Below are 16,183 nucleotides of genomic sequence, written 5' to 3' on the forward strand. Positions count from 1 at the left end.
AGGCGGCGGGCTGTGGCTCTTCGCTCCGACACCCCACCTCCCCCTTGATTGAACTACTTGTCAAAAATCGACGAGTAGTCATAACGTGGCACCCGTCCGCCCGTAAGGCGCGGACAGATGCGGATCAAGGGGGATTCAGATATGCGCATCACCATTGCTCGAAGAGGCAGTGCCCTGTGGGAAGCCTGCGGGGAGCTCGCCCGGACGCGTTACGCCCGGGACTACCAGGCGCGGATAGCGCCGTCCCCGGACTGCTACATCGCCCTGAGCGCGGATGGCTCGGACGGCTCCGACGGCTCGGACGCCGCGGTTCCGCTCGCCTGCGCGGGGCTCACCTATGGGGGGTCGCGGGGGCTCCTCATCGAGAGCTACTTCGGCGACGTCGCGGCCGACGTCATCACCGAGCGGGTCGGCGAGCGCTGCGAGCCGACCGCCCTGGTCGAGGTCGGCCCGCTGGCCTCCATGGAACCGGGCGCCGGTCTGGCCCTGCTGCGGATGCTGCCCGCCTTCTGCTGGTGCAACGGCGCGGCGTACGCGCTCTGCACCATCACCCCTGCCCTTTCCCGGATGCTGGCCCGCGTCGGCATCACGTTCACGCCGGTGACCCAGGCCCGCGAGGAGCAGCTGCCGCCCGAGCAGCACGGCCGCTGGGGCACGTACTACGACACCGAGCCCGTCGCCGGCTACGTCGATCTGCGCCACTTCGGCGCCGAGATCAGCCAGCGCGCGGAGTTCGGCTATCACATGGCCGTCACCTGGGACCGGCGCACTCCGGCGGACGCGACGGCGGGTGCCCGATGAAGGCGGTCGTCGAGGCGCTGTGCGCGCCCGAGAACCAGGACAGGACGTTCGTCGAGCGGCTCGCCGCCGACGGTTCGGGCCCGGAGACCTTCACGTACGCACGGATGCGGGCCTGGAGCGACGAGGCCCGGCGCGCGCTGCGCGCGCTCGGCCTTCCGGCCGGAACCTCCGTGGGCCTGGTGGCCGGAAACGGCCCCGAGTGGGTGGCCGCCGACCTCGCCCTGCTCCGCGAAGGTCTGGTGGAGGTGCCGGTGCCGCTCGCCTTCTCCGGCGAGCAGGCGGCCTCGCTGCTCAGGAACGTGAGCGTGTGCCTGGCCGACGAGGCCGGTGCCCGCAAGCTGGTGGACTGGGGCCTCGACGGCTCGGCCACCGTGGTGCACATCGCGCGGCACAGGGGCGAAGACGTCGACGACCTCGTCGACCTCGTCGACCTCGTCGACTTCGACGACTTCGACGACCTCGAAGAAGCCGGCACCGACGACGGCGAGGACCGGATCGTCAAGATCATCCACACCTCCGGCACCACTGGCGCCCCCAAGGGCGTGAAGATCCGCTCCCACGGCCTCGGCGCGCTGCTCGCCTCGCTCGACAGCGTCTGCCCGCCCGGCATCTTCGACCGCTACCTCTCGCTCGTACCGTTCAGCCTGCTCATCGAGCAGGTCACCGCGGTCTACCTGCCCCTCGTCCGTGGCGGCCGCATGGTCCTGCTCCCGGACTCCGTCTCGCTCCTCGGCACCGCCGGCTCCCGCGCCGACGACGCCCTGGCCTGGCTGCGGGCGGGCGAGCCGACCGCGGCGGTCCTTCCGCCGGCCGTGGTCAGCGCCCTGGACAAGGCGGTACGGGGATCGGGCGCCGACGCGGACCTGGTCTTCGGGCCCGGGCGGCGGCCGTTCCTGATGGCGGGAGGCGCTCCCGTCGACGCGGACGCGCTGGTCCGGCTCGACGGCGCGGGGCTGCGCGTCCACGAGGGCTACGGCCTGTCCGAGAACAGCTCGGTGGTGTCGTGGAACACCACCGACCACTGGCGTCCCGGTACGGTCGGCCGCCCGCTGCCGCACTGCGAGGTGCGGGTGTCCGAGGGCGGCGAACTGCTGGTCAGGTCCACGTCGCTGTTCGCCGGTTACACGGTCGAGGACCCCACCAGCCGCCCGGTCGACGAGGACGGCTGGCTGCACACGGGCGACCGCGCCGAGATCGACCCGGACGGTGCCATCCGCATCCTGGGCCGGCTCAAGAACGTGATCATCACCGGGCACGGGCGGAACGTCTCGCCGGAGTGGGTCGAGGGCCGGCTGCGCACCTGCCCCACCGTCGTGGACGCGGTGCTCTTCGGTGAGGGCATGGAGTACCTCACCGCGGTCCTCGTCACCTCCGGCGCCGAGGCGGCGGCCGACGGCGAGGCGGTCCGGCAGGCCCGCGCGTACGCCGCGGAGCATCTCGCGGAGACCGACCGGCCCGAGCGCTTCCTCGCGATCCCGGACGACAAGGCGATGCGGGAGCGGTACTTCACCGTGACCGGACGCCCCCGGCGGGACCTGATCTTCGACGAGATCGTCCGCCGCGAGCCCGCCGCAACCCGCTGACAGCACAGCCACGGCCACAGCCACAACCGCCGTACGGCCGCGGCCGCAGCACCCACAGCACAGCCCTGGCCGCGGCCGTGCGGCAGCGCTCACGCGCGCGTACCCATCACGTACATCACGTACATCACGCACATCCATGGGGGAGTTCATGAACGGGCGTCACCACCTGCGTCTGACATCCATCGGCGACGGCGACGGCATGCTGATCACGCCGAACCCGGACGGCGCCGCCGACTTCGCCGCGCTCTTCGACGCCGGCCTCGACGAGCTGCTCGCCGACGCGGGTCACCTGCTCATCCGCGGCTTCGGGCCGTCGGTCGACGACTTCAACGAACTGGTGCAGAAGTACAGTTCGCGCACCACCCTCGACCCGGCCCGGGTCTTCCACGGCTCGGCCGCCCAGAAGGTCGACTCGGGGCACGACCCGATCGGTCTGCACCTGGAGAACGGCGGCACGCCGTACGCGCCCGACCTGCTGTGGTTCCACTGCGTCAAGGCCGCCTCGTCCGGCTCGCAGACCACCGTCTGCGACGGCTACCGCGTCTGGGACGCGCTCTCCGACCGGGCCAGGGAGGCCTTCGACGCCCAGCCCGTCCGCTACGCCCGCACGGTGCCCGCCGACCTGTGGCGCCGCCTCGCGGCCTTCATGGCCGGCGACGGGCGCGGCCCCGACGAGGTCACCGTGGCCGACCTCTACGAGCAGGCCAACCCCGGCGCGAAGGTCGAGTTCACCGAGAACGCGGACGGCAGCCTGCACTACGACTACCAGGTGTACGCGGCGCACCCCACGAAGTGGTCCTCGCGCACGGCCTGGGCGAACAGCCTCCTCGGCCCGTCCTTCAACTACGAGACGCCGGACATCCGCTTCGCGGACGGCTCCTCCGTTCCGGACGACATCGTCGCCGAGTACACCGAGGTCACCGAGGCGGTGACCGAGGAGGTCCTGTGGGAGGACGGCGACATCGGCCTCATCGACAACTCCAGGGTCATGCACGGCCGCCGCGCCATCACCGACCCCGACCGCACCATCCTCAACTCGCAGAGCTACGCCAGGAGCTGACCGTGAAGTACGGCATCGTCATCCGCTACCAGTTCGACACCTCCTGGCTCCGGCTGAGCCGGGACGAGCGCAACCGCCACGAAGAGGTCTTCCAGAAGGAGATCGTCGGCCCCTACGTCGACCGGCTCACCGTCCGGCACTTCGACGCCGAGGCGTTCAGCGCCGAGTACTCCGACTTCCTGCTGATCGAGACCGACGACCTGCAGGCCTACTACTACTTCGTCGAGGGCCTGCGGGACAGCGACTTCATCGCCCACGGCTGGGTGCGGATCCACGACATCACCATCGGCGTCCCGGACGGCTACAAGGAATACGAGAAGGAGCACGAGAATGACCACGACCACGCCTGAGCAGTTCGCGGACATCGCGGACGCCGTGCGCGCCGAGCTGGACTCCGTGACCCGGCTCGCCCACATCAACACCTTCCACCCGAACGCCTTCGACTGGTCCGAGGCCCGCACGCCCGCCGAGCTGGCGTACCTCTCCACGGTCGCGTACGGCGAGCCGGGCCACGAGGCCGAGGCCGTCGCGTACATCACCAAGGAGCTCGCCCAGCTCGCGGAGATCGAGCGCCACGTCAGCGCCGTCATGGCCATGGTCATGGGCGAGCTGCACGACCTGCGGGACCCGGTCAACGTGGGGCACGAGCTGCACAACGCGCTCTCCTGCTTCGCGGCGGAGGAGATCCAGCACGCCAACACCTTCTACCGGTACGTGCGTGAGCTCACCGGCGTCGAACCCCGGGTCTACAAGGCCCTGTTCGACGAGCGGCTCCAGGTCTTCCGCACCGACGACCACCCGTACGTGAAGCTGGTGGCCCTGTGCTGCTCGGCGTACGTCGGCGAGTCCGTCATCACGGTCTTCGAGCACCGCACGGACGGCCTGGACCCGCGGCGGGCCCGGTTCTTCACCCGGCTCCTGCACACCCACGGCCTGGACGAGGCCCGTCACATCAAGATCGACCACGTGGCGATGAAGCTGCTCTACCCGGCGCTCACCGCCGAGCAGCAGGCCCGCGTCCGGGTGCTCCTCGGTGAGATCGAGGACCTCAACCGCCGGCTCGCGATGGCCTTCCAGGAGACGACGGCCGAGGCCCTGGGCGTCGACTTCGTCACCGGGAACCCGTCCGCCGCCGTCCAGCTGAAGATGACCATCGGCTTCGGCGAGAAGATCTTCGCCGCCGACGGCACCCTGCACACGGTGGACGAGGTGCTCGACGGCGAACTGCGGGAGCTGATCACGCAGTTCGCGGGGGTCGGCCGGGTCCACGACGCCGCCGCCCCGTTGCTGTCCGCCGCCGTGCCCGAGCTCGCACCCGTATCCGGGAGCGCGCTGTGACCTCGTCGACGGTCGGCGCGGCCGCCACCGCACCGAACCCCGCCACCGCATCGGCCGGTGCCGGTGCGGTGGCCGGCAAGGTCGGGGTCGCGGCCGCGGTGCTCGCCCTGCTGCTCGCCGCCATGGACGCCACCGTCATGGGCACGGTGCTGCCCGACGTCCTCGCGGACGTCGGCGGCGGCGCCCACGGCGGCTACGCCTGGCTCGTCTCCGGCTTCATGCTGGCCCAGGTCGCCGGTACGCCGCTGGCCGGCTGGATCGCGGACCGGCTCGACGACCGGGTGCTCGCGGTGGGCGCGACCCTGGCCTTCCTGGCCGCCTCCGCGGCGGCCGGTCTGGCCGGCTCGTTCGGGGTCCTGGTGGCCGCGCGGGTGCTGCACGGCCTGGCCGCGGGCGCGATCGTGGTCTCCAGCTACGTGATCGTGGGACGGCTGTACGGCCCCGAGCGCCGCACCGCCGCCCAGGGCATGCTCAGCATGGTCTGGGGCATCGCGGCGGTGCTCGGCCCCGTCGTCGGCGCCGCGATCACCGGGGCCTGGGGCTGGCGCTGGGTGTTCTTCGCGAACGTGCCGCTGTGCGTCCTGGTCCTCCTCGCGGTCGCGATCGCCCTGCCCGGGCGGTCGTCGGACACCCCGGCTCCCTCCGGGGCCAAGGGCTTCCCGGGCCTGGAGTACGCCCTGGTCACCGGCGGTGCCGTGATCCTGCTGATCGGCCTTCAGGGCTCCTCGCTCGGCCTCGGCGTGATCGCCGCCACCGCAGTCGCGGTCGTCGGCCTGGTGCTGCTCGCGCTGCTCCGCCGCTTCGGCGGCGCGCTGGTGCCGCGCCAGGTGTTCGGCCGTACGCCCTCGGCGGGAGCGGCGCTCGCGACCGTCGGGGCCACCGTGGTGATGTACGCGACGGTCACCGTGCTCCCGGTACGGCTCGCCGCGCACGGCGCCTCGACGACGGCGATCGCCGTCATGGTCGGCGTCTCGGCGGTCGGCTGGGTGCTCGGCAGCGCGGTGTCGGGCGGGATGGTGGCCAAGCGGGGCTACCGGCTGCCCCTGGGCATCGGCTCGGTGGCGCTCCTCGCCAGCACGGTCTTCAGCGCCACCGGCGCGCTGCCGTGGCTGGCCGGAGCCCTGGCCGGGATCGGTACGGGCGCCGTCACCGCGACGACGCTCGCGCTGCTCCAGGACCAGGCGCCCGCCGAACAGCTCGGTGTGGCGACGTCCGCGGCGACCATGCTGCGCAACATCGGTTCGGCGGTCGGCGTCAACGGCATCGCCGCCCTGACGGCCGCCCTCGCGGCCTCGTCGCACGCCGAGAACGGCGCCTTCTGGGCGCTGACCGTCCTCGTCGCGCTGACCGTGCTCGCCCCGGCGCTCGCCGCGCCCCGGCAGCGTACGACCGCGCACTGACACCGCGCACTGACCGCAACCCGGCCGCAGCGACGGGGTCCGTGGCCGCACACCACCCGGCCACGGACCCCGCTGCGCGCGGAACCGATCGGAGACCGTGAATGACCTCGACCGCCGCAACAGAAACCCTGAGCGTGGCGCCGGAGCGGCCGGCACTCGGCCGGTGGGGCAACGTCGGCGTCGTCGCGCTGCGCGTCCTCACCGCCCTGTTCCTGCTCGACACCCTGCTCCAGGCGGCCCTCGCGGGCCTGTTCGTCACCGGGGACGTGGCCCTGCTGACCTGGCACGCCGCCAACGCCCAGCTCCTGGGCGGGCTTTCCGTGCTCGCGTGCGCGGCGGCCGTCCTCGCGTGGCGCGCGGCGCGCACCAGCGGCTGGGCGGCTCTCGCCGCCGTCGCGCTGATGGCGCTGGTGAACGTGCAGCACGGGCTCGGCGAGTCCCGGCAGCTCGGCGGGCACATCCCGCTCGGCATGACGATCTTCGGCCTCGCGGCGGCCCTGACGTTCTGGGCCTTCACCTCTCCCCGTACCTCCCGTGAGGAGGCCGGCCGATGACGGCGGACAGCAAGGCGGACGGCACGGCCCGTGGCACGGCCCGCAGTGCACTCGGCCGCCGCCGTTTCCTCGGGATCGCCGCCGGTACGGGGATCGCGGCGACCACCTTCGGGGCGGCGGCGTACGCCTCGCTGGCCGGGGAGAGCACGGGCCGGGTCCTGACGAGCCGCTGCAAGCCCGTCCCGCGCTTCGCCGTACCGCTGCCGGTCCCGCCGGTCGCCCGCGCGGCCCGGCGCGAGAACGGCGCGGACGTCTTCGAGGTCGAGCAGCGCGAGGCGCGGATCGAGATCGTCCCCGGCCTGAAGACGACGGTCTGGGGGTACGACGGCATCTTCCCCGGGCCCACCTTCACCGGCCGCAGCGGCGAGAAGATGGTGGTCCGGGTCCTCAACACCCTTCCCGTGCCGACCTCCACGCATCTGCACGGCGGCGTCACCCCGCCGGACTCCGACGGCTACCCCACCGACCTGGTGGTCCCCGGCGCGCTGTGCGGCGACAAGCTGCGCACCGCCATGTCCGGGCACGCCATGTCCGGGCACGCCATGTCGGGTAAGGACATGGACACCACGCGCGCCCCCTGGCACTTCTCGCCCGGCTCCAAGGCGTACGAGTACCCCCTGGACCAGCGCGCGGCCACGCTCTGGTACCACGACCACCGGATGGACTTCAGCGCCCCGCAGGTCTGGCGCGGACTCGCGGGCTTCTTCCTGATCCACGACGACGAGGAGGACCGGCTGCCACTGCCCCGGGGCGAGAAGGACATCCCGCTGTTGCTGTGCGACCGGGCCTTCGAGGAGGACGGCGAGTTCCGCTACCCGGCCAAGGAGCCCGGCTGCACCGGTGAACCGGGCGTGCTCGACGCCTACATGGACGGGGTCCTCGGAGACGTACAGCTGGTCAACGGCGCCCCCTGGCCGGTACGCGACGTCACCGCCACCCGCCACCGGCTCCGGCTCCTCAACGGCTCGAACGCCCGGCGCTACCGCCTCGCCCTCGAACCCGGCCCGCGCCAGGGCGTCGCCTTCACGCAGATCGGCAGCGACGGCGGGCTGCTCGGCCGGCCCCAGGGGCACCAGGAGATCCCGCTGGCGCCCGGCGAACGCCACGACGTGATCGTCGACTTCGCCGGCTACCCGCCCGGCACCGAGGTCACCCTGGTCAACACGCTCGGCGAGGGCCGGATGCGGGAGGTGATGCGCTTCCGGGTCACCCGCCACGAGCGGGACGACACCCGCGTGCCGACGCGTCTCTCGGCCGTCGAGACCCTCCGTGAGACGGACGCGGTCCAGGTGCGGCGGTTCGACTTCCGCCGCACCGCCGCGGAGGACGAGCACGCGATGTGGACGGTCAACGGCCGGCCCTTCTCGACCACCGACGTCCTCGCCAGGCCACGGCTCGGCACGGTCGAACGCTGGCGCTTCACCAGCGACTTCCACCACCCCGTGCATCTGCACCTGGCCCAGTTCGAGGTCCTGTCGCGGGACGGGAAGCCGCCGCGCGCCACCGACGTCGGCTGGAAGGACACCGTCGACGTGCGCCCGTACGAGGTGGTCGAGGTCCTCGCCCGCTTCGCCGGACACCGGGGCCGCTACATGGTCCACTGCCACAACCTCGAACACGAGGACATGGCCATGATGGCCAACTTCGAGGTGGTGTGAGGGGCGTCCACTCCCCGCCGGACCCGGTCCTACGCGTCGGGCGGCGGTTTCGGCGCCCCCGGCAGCCGTACCGTCGCCACCGTCCCACCGCCCCCGTCGGCCGCCGGGGCGAGCTCCACCGAGCCGCCCGCCTGGCCGACCGTACGGGCCACGATGGACAGGCCCAGGCCGGAGCCGGGCAGGCTGCGGGCCGACGGCGAGCGCCAGAAGCGGTCGAAGACATGCGGCAGCTCGTCCGCCGGGATGCCCGGCCCGTGGTCGCGCACGGTCAGCTCACCGCGCATCAGGCGCACCTCGATCGTGCCGCGCGGCGGCGAGAACTTCACCGCGTTGTCCAGGACGTTCACCAGGGCCCGCTCGAGCCCGGCCGGCTCCGCCCGTACGTACCAGGGCGCCAGGTCCGTCTCGAAGCGCAGCTCCGGGCCGCGCAGCCGGGCCCGGTCGAGGGCCGACCGCAGCACGGTGTGCAGCGGTACGACCTCCAGGGGGCCGAGCGCGGCCGCCTCCGGCCGGGACAGCTCCTGGAGGTCGCCGATCAGTGCCGCCAGCTCCGTCATCTGCGCCTTCACCGAGGCCATCAGCGCCCGCCGGTCGTCCGGCGGCAGCGCACGCCCGGTCTCGTCGCTGCGCGCGAGCAGCTCGATGTTGGTACGGAGCGAGGTCAGCGGCGTACGCAGCTCGTGCCCCGCGTCCGCGATGAGCTGCGCCTGCCGGTCGCGGGAGGTGGCGAGCGCGGCCGTCATCGCGTTGAAGGAGCGCGAGAGGCGCGCGATCTCGTCCTCGCCCTCCACCGGGATGCGTACGGTCAGGTCCTCGGTGGCCGCCACGTGCTCGACCGCGCCGGTCAGCCGGTCCACCGGCGCGAGCCCGGTGCGCGCCACCCACAGTCCGGCCGCGCCCGCGCCGACCACGCCGATGCCGGAGACCAGGAGCAGCACCCAGGCCAGGGTGCTCATCGAGTTGTCGATCTCGGACAGCGGACGGGCCAGCGACACCGCCGCGTCGGGCCGGGACGGGTCCGCGTAGGTGTAGACGCGCATCTCGCGCCCGTCGCCGTCCTTCGTCGTGTGCAGGGCGTCGTCGAGCAGCCGGCGCGCCACCGCCACGTCCGAGGCCTGCGCCGGGATCGGCGCCTTGCCGGACGTGCACACCGAGCCGTCGGTGAAGACCAGCTGCACGGTGTACGGCGGCAGCGGCGGCGCCTGGCGCCCGGTCCGGCAGCCGGCGAGCACCATCGTCAGATAGCCGTTGTCGACCTTGGTGCCGCGCAGCCCGGAGTCGAACTCGCTCTCCAGCTGCGCCCGGGTCACGAACCAGCAGGCCAGCGACACCGCGGCGACCGCGACCGCGACCGCGAGCGCGGTGAGCAGCGCGAGCCGGGAGCGCAGCGGGCGGGTCCGGAACCAGGTGGCGGGACCGGTCATTCGGCGCCTCCGCCGCGCAGGACGTATCCGACGCCCCGCACGGTGTGCACCAGGCGCGGCTCGCCGCCGGCCTCGGTCTTGCGCCGCAGATACATCACGTACACGTCCAGGGAGTTGGAGCTCGGCTCGAAGTCGAAGCCCCATACGGTCTTGAGGATCTGCTCACGGGTGAGCACCTGCCGCGGGTGCGCCAGGAACATCTCCAGGAGCGTGAACTCGGTACGGGTCAGCTCCACCGGCCGCCCGGCCCGGGTCACCTCCCGGGTGGCCAGGTCCATCCGCAGGTCCTCGAAGGCGAGGACGTCCTCGGCGACGGCGCCCGCGGTCGCCGCCGCCTGCTGCGCCGCGTACGAGCTGCGCCGCAGCAGGGCGCGGATCCGGGCGAAGAGCTCGTCCAGCTCGAAGGGCTTCACCAGGTAGTCGTCGGCGCCCGCGTCGAGGCCGGTGACCCGGTCGCCGACGGTGTCGCGGGCGGTCAGCATCAGGATCGGCACGGTCGAGCCGGACGCGCGGATCCGGCGGGCCGCGGTGAGCCCGTCCATGCGGGGCATCTGGACGTCGAGGACGACGAGGTCGGGGCCGTACGCCACCAGTTTGGCGAGCGCGTCGAGCCCGTCGACGGCGTCCTCCGTCCCGTATCCCTCGAAGGCGAGGGAGCGGCGCAGGGCCTCGCGGACGGCGGGCTCGTCGTCGACGACGAGGATGCGTTCGACGTCGTTCCGTGCATCGTTCTGTGGGCCACTCATGGGGTCAGCGTCGCACGTGGCCGGGGTGCCGTTCAGCTGTCGCCGCCCGAGCGGAGCTGGTCCAGGTCGGCCTTGAGGGTGTTCACCGGGATCGCGAATCCGAGGCCGACGCTGCCGGCCGTGGAGCCGCTCGAAGAGCTGGGCGAATACATGGCCGAATTGATGCCGATGATCTCGCCGTTCATATTGATCAGCGCACCGCCGGAATTCCCGGGATTGAGCGAGGCGTCGGTCTGGATCGCCTTGTACGTGGTCTTCGAGGAGCCGGTGTCGCCGTTGAACTGCTGTCCGCCGAACTCGAACGGCCAGCCCTGGCGCGGGTCGTACTGCTGCTGTCCCTGGCCGCTGTCCTGGCCGCCGTCCTCCTTGGCGACGGTCACGTCGCGGTCGAGCGCCGAGACGATGCCGCTGGTGACGGTGCCGGTCAGGCCCTCGGGCGAGCCGATGGCCACGACCTGGTCGCCGACCTGGATCCTGGACGAGTCGCCGAGCGTGGCGGCCTTGAGTCCGGAGGCGCCCTCCAGCTTGATCAGCGCGAGGTCCTTGTCAGGGTCGGTGCCGACGACGTGCGCGGGGTACGACGTGCCGTCGCTGAGCTGCACGCTGATCTGCGAGGCGCCGGAGATGACGTGGTTGTTGGTGACGATCTCGCCGTCGGAGGTGATGATCACGCCCGAGCCGGTGGACTTGCCGGCGTTCGAGCTCGCGGAGATCTCCACGATGGAGGGCGACACGGCCTGCGCGACCCCGGCGACCGTGCCCTTGCTGCCCGCCGACACGTTCGTGCCGCTGACGCTGCTCGCGGCGGCGCTGGTCGCCCCGTCGGAGGTCCAGCGCTCGACCAGGGTCGCGGTCCCGCCGCCGACCGCCGCGGCGGCGATGGCCACGGCGGCCATGAGCCCGACGCCGCGCCGGGCACGGCGGTGCGGGGCGGGGGCCGGGGCCGGGGCCGGATTCTGGGCCGGGGCCTGGGCGTACGTCGTGTGCGTCGTGTACGGCTCGTACGGGGGCCGCGGCGGGTAGTACGGCTGCTGGGGCTGCGGCTGGGGCTGCGTGTCGTCCGTCATGGCTACGACTCTCGGAGCCGTAGATGAGAACCGTCTGAGGACGGGGTGAGAAGCCCGACAGAACCCTGTATGCCCGAAATAAAGACCCGACGTGTACGGGTCAGTGCTCGCAGCCGCAGGAGCGGCGGACTATCAGGGCCGAGGGGAACAGGCGTACCCGCTCACGGCGCGAGCCCGTGACCTTCAGCGAGTCGTCGAGGACCAGGTCCACCGCGGCCCGGGCCATCGCCGGGCGGTCGGAGTAGACGGTGGTCAGCGGCGGATCGGCGAGCGCCGCCTCCTTCACGTCGTCGAAGCCGGCCACCGCCAGCTCCGACGGCACGTCGATGCGCAGTTCGCGCGCGGCCCGCAGCACACCGAGGGCCTGGTCGTCGGTCGAGCAGAAGATGGCCGGCGGCCGGTCCGGGCCGGAGAGCAGATCGAGCGCGATCTTGTACGCGTCGTAGCGGTTGTACGGGGCCTCGAAGAGGCGCCCCTCGACCGAGTGGCCGGCCTCCAGCATGGCGCGCCGCCAGCCCTCGACGTGGTCGGCGACCGGGTCGCCGACGGCCGGGGTGTTCGGCACACCGCCCATGCACGCCACGTACGCGTACCCGTGCTCCAGGAGGTGCCGGGTGGCGAGCTGCGCGCCGCCGATGTCGTCGGTCACGACGGAGACGTCGTCGATCGCCTCGGGCCGCTCGTGCAGCAGCACGACCTTCGCGTCCCAGGCCTCGATCTCGCTCGCGGCCTGCTCGCTCATGCCCTGGCTGACCAGGATCAGACCGGACACCCGCATGCCCAGGAAGGCCCGCAGGTAGTGGATCTCGCGCTCGGTGCGGTAGTCGGAGTTGCCGACCAGGACCATCTTTCCGCGCTCGGCGGCGGCCTGCTCGACGGCGTGCGCCATCTCCGCGAAGAAGGGCTGGCGCGCGTCCGGGACGATCATGCCTATGAGGTCCGTGCGCCGCGAGGCCATCGCCTGGGCCACCCGGTCGGGCCGGTAGCCCAGCTCCTTGATCGCTGCGAGGACACGCTCGCGCGTGGCCGGGGCGACCGGCCGGGGTCCGTTGTTGATCACGTAACTCACGACCGCGGTGGAAGTACCCGCCAGTCGTGCAACGTCGTCCCGCGTCACCTTGGCCACGCGCGGAAGTCTACGCGGGGGGACCTACCTACCGGCAGGTCGCCCTGTGGCATACGCCACGTTAACGGTCCTCCGCCGGAGTGAGTTCCCGCGTGTCCTCCTTGACGCGCGCCTCCCCCCGCGCCTCCGCTCGGGCGTCCGTACGTTCACCCGGGCGGGTCTCCGTGCGTTCACCCGACCGGTCCGCCGCCCGGTCCGATGATCGGTCCGCCGCCCGGTCCGGCTTCTCCGGCGTCACGAAGCGGTAGCCGACGTTGCGGACCGTGCCGATCAGCGACTCGTGCTCGGGCCCGAGCTTCGCCCGCAGCCGCCGTACGTGCACATCCACCGTCCGGGTGCCGCCGAAGTAGTCGTACCCCCACACCTCCTGGAGGAGCTGCGCACGGGTGAAGACCCGGCCCGGGTGCTGGGCGAGGTACTTGAGCAGCTCGAACTCCTTGAAGGTCAGGTCCAGGACCCGCCCCTTCAGCTTCGCGCTGTACGTGGCCTCGTCGACCGACAGATCGCCGTTGCGGATCTCCATGGGGGAGTCGTCCGTGCCGATCTGCTGCCGGCCCATGGCGAGCCGCAGCCGCGCCTCCACCTCGGCCGGCCCCGCCGTGTCGAGCAGCACGTCGTCGATGCCCCAGTCGGCGGTGACGGCCGCGAGCCCGCCCTCGGTGACCACCAGGATCAGCGGACAGCCGGGGCCGGTGGAGCGCAGCAGCTGACAGAGCGAACGCACCTGCGGCAGGTCGCGCCGGCCGTCCACCAGGATCACGTCGGCGCCGGGAGTGTCCACCAGGGCCGGGCCCTCGGCGGGGGCGACCCGCACGTTGTGGAGCAGCAGGCCGAGAGCGGGCAGCACTTCGGTCGACGGCTGCAGGGCGTTCGTGAGGAGCAGCAGAGAACTCATCGCGCGCCACCTACCAGGCTCGTCGGTCGGTCGTGCTTCGTACGTGGTCGATCGTCCATGACGTCGGTTCCTCCTCGGCCCTCGCGCCCCGAGAGCTTTTGTTCACCTGTCCGTAACAACGGTCGGAAAACACAAAAGGACCCGGGGGCTGCATTGCCCGGATCCTCTGCCAAGCACAATAGCTCATATGAGTTCCGAGGCAGAGGGCCGATTTCACATGGTGGATGTTTCCTCGCTCACTTCCGTCCCTCGCCGCGTCACCGTGCGGACGGTGTTGCGAACGGATGACGGTGTCGGGATCGAGGCGGTTTACGAACCCTCCACCGCCAGTGTCACCGATACGGCGGCCGTAACGCGGGGCGGCACGGCCGTGGTCGTGGCGCACGGATTCACCGGCTCGCTCGACCGGCCGGCGCTGCGCCGCGCCGCCCAGGCCTTCCGCGCGCACGCCGCCGTCGTCTCGTTCTCCTTCCGGGGACACGGCCGTTCGGGCGGCCGCTCCACCGTCGGCGACCGTGAGGTCCTGGACCTGGCCGCCGTCGTGCGCTGGGCGCGTGAGCTCGGCCACACGCGCGTGGTGACGGTCGGCTTCTCCATGGGCGGCTCGGTCGTGCTGCGGCACGCCGCACTGGAGCGCGGCACCGGCGCGCACACGGACGCGGTCGCCGCCGTGAGCGCCCCGGCCCGCTGGTACTACCGGGGGACGCCGTCGATGCGGCGCGTGCACTGGGTGGTCACCCGGCCGGTGGGCCGGCTCGTCGGGCGCTACGGCCTGGGCACCCGTATCGACCGCAAGGAGTGGGACCCGGTGCCGCTCGCGCCGTTCGAGGCGGTGCCGCTGATCGCGCCGACCCCGCTGCTCGTCGTGCACGGCGACCGCGACCCGTACTTCCCGGTCGACCACCCCCGGATGCTCGCGGACGCCGCCGCGGCGGCCGGCGCCCCGGCCGAGCTGTGGCTGGAGCACGGCATGGGCCACGCCGAGAACGCGGCGGGCGACGAGCTCCTCGACCGCCTCGGCGCCTGGCTCGCCCGGCCATAGCCCATCATGGGGGGCGGCGCGCACACGATCGAAGGGAGTGCCGCTATGGCAGCGGGAACCATCCGCTACTGGGCCGCGGCGAAGGCCGCCGCAGGGGTCGCGGAGGAGCCGTACACGGCCGAGACCCTCGCGGAGGCGCTGGACTCGGCCCGCGAGCGGCACCCGGGCGAGCTGACCCGGGTCCTCCAGCGCTGCTCGTTCCTCATCGACGGCGATCCGGTCGGGACCCGCGCGCATGAGACGGTACGGCTGGCCGAGGGCGGCACGGTCGAGGTGCTCCCCCCGTTCGCAGGAGGGTGAACCGCACACCATGAGCAGTGATCAGCAGTACCAGCCGTACGACCCGCAGGGCGGTCAACCGTACGACCCGCACGTCACTCAGACGTGGGAGGGTCAGACCTGGGACACGCAGTACCAGCCGACGGTGCAGCCGCAGGCGCAGGCGCCCGTCTCGTACGGTGCGGACACGGCGTACCTGGCGCCGCAGGGGTACGGACAGCAGCCCGCCACGGGCGGCCACCCGCTGCCCCCGGAGACGCCGTACGGGTACGGGGCCCAGGTCCCGGCCCCCTATGAGGCCGCCGCCCCCGAGGCTCCGCAGGCGCCGGACGAGCCGGGCCCCGCCTACTCCTCGCCCACCACCTCCGGCAACACCCGCATCACCGACGCCCAGCGCGCCCGCGCCGAGGGCCGGTCGCCGATCATCGAGCCCGGGATGCAGCCGGCCGCGCTCACCGCCGGGCTCGGCGCGCTGCTCGCGGTCGGCGCGGCCGTCGGCCCGTACGCGCTGCTCGTCCCGCTGCTGCTGCTCCAGGGCCTCACCGCGGCCGGCTGGTTCCGGCTCAACGGCATGTGGCCGGCCCGGCAGGGCATCGCGCTCGCCTTCCTCGGCGGGATCGTCGCCGACGCGGTGCTGCTGACGGCCGGCCGGGAGCACGCGGCCGGCGCGATCATCGGCACGCTCGGCGTCTGGGTGCTGCTCACGCTTGTGCTCCAGCTGCGCAGCCACGCCGACCCGGACGAGCGCATGTACGGCCTGATGGCCACGGTCGCGTCCTCGGCCCTGGCGATCCTGGCCGCCGGGAACCTCGGCGCCGAGCCGGACGCGGTGGTGGTCGGCGCGGTCGCGGTGGCCGCGACCGTCCTGGCCCGCGCCGTTCCGCTGCCCGGCCCGGTCTCCGTGGTCGTCGCGCTGCTCGCGGCGGCGGGCGGCGGGATCGCGGCCGGCGGCATGACCGGTCTGGGCTCCTCGGGCGCGCTGCTCGGCCTCGGTGCCGGGGTGTGCGCGATGGCCGGTCTGCGGGTGGCGAGCTACGACTACCCGTCGCGGTTCGTGCACATGACGGCGGGCGTCGCGCTGCCGCTCACGGCCGCCGTGCCCGCGGTCTATCTGCTGGGCAGGGCGCTCGCGTAACGCGCACCGAGCAAGGCATGGGGAACCGTCCGGCCCCCCGACACGTCGATCTTCGTGTCGGGGGGCCGGTTCCGT

At 72.7% G+C, this 16,183-nt stretch carries 16 protein-coding genes; 11 read left to right on the forward strand and 5 right to left on the reverse strand.

Annotated elements, in window-relative coordinates:
* The first annotated feature begins 141 nt into the window (after positions 1-141).
* From AB0C73_RS00150 to AB0C73_RS00185, 8 genes are all read left to right on the forward strand, one after another.
* Entirely contained in the window at positions 142-801 is a 660-nt protein-coding gene (locus AB0C73_RS00150; protein WP_362522870.1) for a thermostable hemolysin, read from the forward strand.
* A complete protein-coding gene (locus AB0C73_RS00155; RefSeq protein ID WP_362522872.1) occupies positions 798-2,384 on the forward strand; it encodes an AMP-binding protein in 1,587 nt (528 codons plus the stop codon). Before AB0C73_RS00150 ends, AB0C73_RS00155 begins: the two co-directional genes overlap by 4 nt.
* A gap of 148 nt (positions 2,385-2,532) precedes the next feature.
* Positions 2,533-3,444: a TauD/TfdA family dioxygenase gene (locus AB0C73_RS00160; RefSeq protein ID WP_362522874.1), complete on the forward strand. Its 912-nt coding sequence runs from the start codon at positions 2,533-2,535 to the stop codon at positions 3,442-3,444.
* Positions 3,445-3,446: 2 nt separating this feature from the next.
* Positions 3,447-3,794, forward strand: a complete 348-nt coding sequence (locus AB0C73_RS00165) for a darcynin family protein (RefSeq protein ID WP_362522875.1) — start codon at positions 3,447-3,449, stop codon at positions 3,792-3,794.
* On the forward strand, positions 3,775-4,782 hold the full coding sequence (locus AB0C73_RS00170; RefSeq protein WP_362522877.1) for a hypothetical protein: 1,008 nt from the start codon (positions 3,775-3,777) through the stop codon (positions 4,780-4,782). Before AB0C73_RS00165 ends, AB0C73_RS00170 begins: the two co-directional genes overlap by 20 nt.
* On the forward strand, positions 4,779-6,182 hold the full coding sequence (locus tag AB0C73_RS00175) for an MFS transporter (protein ID WP_362522878.1): 1,404 nt from the start codon (positions 4,779-4,781) through the stop codon (positions 6,180-6,182). Before AB0C73_RS00170 ends, AB0C73_RS00175 begins: the two co-directional genes overlap by 4 nt.
* A 101-nt stretch (positions 6,183-6,283) precedes the next feature.
* A complete protein-coding gene (locus tag AB0C73_RS00180) occupies positions 6,284-6,736 on the forward strand; it encodes a hypothetical protein (RefSeq protein ID WP_362522879.1) in 453 nt (150 codons plus the stop codon).
* Positions 6,733-8,394, forward strand: coding sequence for a multicopper oxidase domain-containing protein (locus tag AB0C73_RS00185; protein WP_362522881.1), 1,662 nt, complete (start codon positions 6,733-6,735; stop codon positions 8,392-8,394). Before AB0C73_RS00180 ends, AB0C73_RS00185 begins: the two co-directional genes overlap by 4 nt.
* A gap of 29 nt (positions 8,395-8,423) precedes the next feature.
* Here the strand turns inward: AB0C73_RS00185 and AB0C73_RS00190 are convergent, their stop codons facing one another.
* From AB0C73_RS00190 to AB0C73_RS00210, 5 genes are all read right to left on the reverse strand, one after another.
* On the reverse strand, positions 8,424-9,818 hold the full coding sequence (locus AB0C73_RS00190; RefSeq protein WP_362522883.1) for a HAMP domain-containing sensor histidine kinase: 1,395 nt from the start codon (positions 9,816-9,818) through the stop codon (positions 8,424-8,426).
* A complete protein-coding gene (locus tag AB0C73_RS00195) occupies positions 9,815-10,564 on the reverse strand; it encodes a response regulator transcription factor (RefSeq protein ID WP_362522884.1) in 750 nt (249 codons plus the stop codon). Before AB0C73_RS00195 ends, AB0C73_RS00190 begins: the two co-directional genes overlap by 4 nt.
* 32 nt (positions 10,565-10,596) lie before the next feature.
* On the reverse strand, positions 10,597-11,631 hold the full coding sequence (locus AB0C73_RS00200; protein ID WP_362522886.1) for a trypsin-like peptidase domain-containing protein: 1,035 nt from the start codon (positions 11,629-11,631) through the stop codon (positions 10,597-10,599).
* Positions 11,632-11,731: 100 nt separating this feature from the next.
* The gene (locus AB0C73_RS00205; protein WP_362522888.1) at positions 11,732-12,757 is read right to left on the reverse strand and encodes a LacI family DNA-binding transcriptional regulator; all 1,026 of its coding nucleotides are present in this window, start codon (positions 12,755-12,757) and stop codon (positions 11,732-11,734) included.
* Between the two features lie 61 nt (positions 12,758-12,818).
* The gene (locus AB0C73_RS00210; protein WP_362522890.1) at positions 12,819-13,652 is read right to left on the reverse strand and encodes a response regulator transcription factor; all 834 of its coding nucleotides are present in this window, start codon (positions 13,650-13,652) and stop codon (positions 12,819-12,821) included.
* A gap of 187 nt (positions 13,653-13,839) precedes the next feature.
* On the opposite strand from AB0C73_RS00210, the gene AB0C73_RS00215 reads away from it, so the two are divergent.
* The 3 genes from AB0C73_RS00215 to AB0C73_RS00225 are packed head-to-tail and all read left to right on the forward strand — an operon-like array spanning position 13,840 to position 16,108.
* Entirely contained in the window at positions 13,840-14,694 is an 855-nt protein-coding gene (locus AB0C73_RS00215) for an alpha/beta fold hydrolase (protein ID WP_362522892.1), read from the forward strand.
* Between the two features lie 45 nt (positions 14,695-14,739).
* Complete coding sequence (locus AB0C73_RS00220) at positions 14,740-14,994, forward strand: MoaD/ThiS family protein (protein ID WP_362522894.1); 255 nt, start codon at positions 14,740-14,742, stop codon at positions 14,992-14,994.
* Between the two features lie 10 nt (positions 14,995-15,004).
* A complete protein-coding gene (locus AB0C73_RS00225; RefSeq protein ID WP_362522896.1) occupies positions 15,005-16,108 on the forward strand; it encodes a hypothetical protein in 1,104 nt (367 codons plus the stop codon).
* The last annotated feature ends 75 nt before the right edge of the window (positions 16,109-16,183 follow it).

The sequence above is a fragment of the Streptomyces sp. NPDC048623 genome, assembly GCF_040650755.1.
Lineage (GTDB): Bacteria > Actinomycetota > Actinomycetes > Streptomycetales > Streptomycetaceae > Streptomyces.

Excerpts from the sequence above, each read along its gene's own strand:
- AB0C73_RS00225 (WP_362522896.1), top strand. The coding sequence starts at position 15,005 with ATGAGCAGTGATCAGCAGTACCAGCCGTACGACCCGCAGGGCGGTCAA.
- AB0C73_RS00200 (WP_362522886.1), bottom strand. The coding sequence starts at position 11,631 with ATGACGGACGACACGCAGCCCCAGCCGCAGCCCCAGCAGCCGTACTAC.
- AB0C73_RS00195 (WP_362522884.1), bottom strand. The coding sequence starts at position 10,564 with ATGAGTGGCCCACAGAACGATGCACGGAACGACGTCGAACGCATCCTC.
- AB0C73_RS00180 (WP_362522879.1), top strand. The coding sequence starts at position 6,284 with ATGACCTCGACCGCCGCAACAGAAACCCTGAGCGTGGCGCCGGAGCGG.
- AB0C73_RS00160 (WP_362522874.1), top strand. The coding sequence starts at position 2,533 with ATGAACGGGCGTCACCACCTGCGTCTGACATCCATCGGCGACGGCGAC.
- AB0C73_RS00170 (WP_362522877.1), top strand. The coding sequence starts at position 3,775 with ATGACCACGACCACGCCTGAGCAGTTCGCGGACATCGCGGACGCCGTG.
- AB0C73_RS00190 (WP_362522883.1), bottom strand. The coding sequence starts at position 9,818 with ATGACCGGTCCCGCCACCTGGTTCCGGACCCGCCCGCTGCGCTCCCGG.
- AB0C73_RS00210 (WP_362522890.1), bottom strand. The coding sequence starts at position 13,652 with ATGAGTTCTCTGCTGCTCCTCACGAACGCCCTGCAGCCGTCGACCGAA.
- AB0C73_RS00215 (WP_362522892.1), top strand. The coding sequence starts at position 13,840 with ATGAGTTCCGAGGCAGAGGGCCGATTTCACATGGTGGATGTTTCCTCG.
- AB0C73_RS00155 (WP_362522872.1), top strand. The coding sequence starts at position 798 with ATGAAGGCGGTCGTCGAGGCGCTGTGCGCGCCCGAGAACCAGGACAGG.
- AB0C73_RS00150 (WP_362522870.1), top strand. The coding sequence starts at position 142 with ATGCGCATCACCATTGCTCGAAGAGGCAGTGCCCTGTGGGAAGCCTGC.
- AB0C73_RS00185 (WP_362522881.1), top strand. The coding sequence starts at position 6,733 with ATGACGGCGGACAGCAAGGCGGACGGCACGGCCCGTGGCACGGCCCGC.
- AB0C73_RS00220 (WP_362522894.1), top strand. The coding sequence starts at position 14,740 with ATGGCAGCGGGAACCATCCGCTACTGGGCCGCGGCGAAGGCCGCCGCA.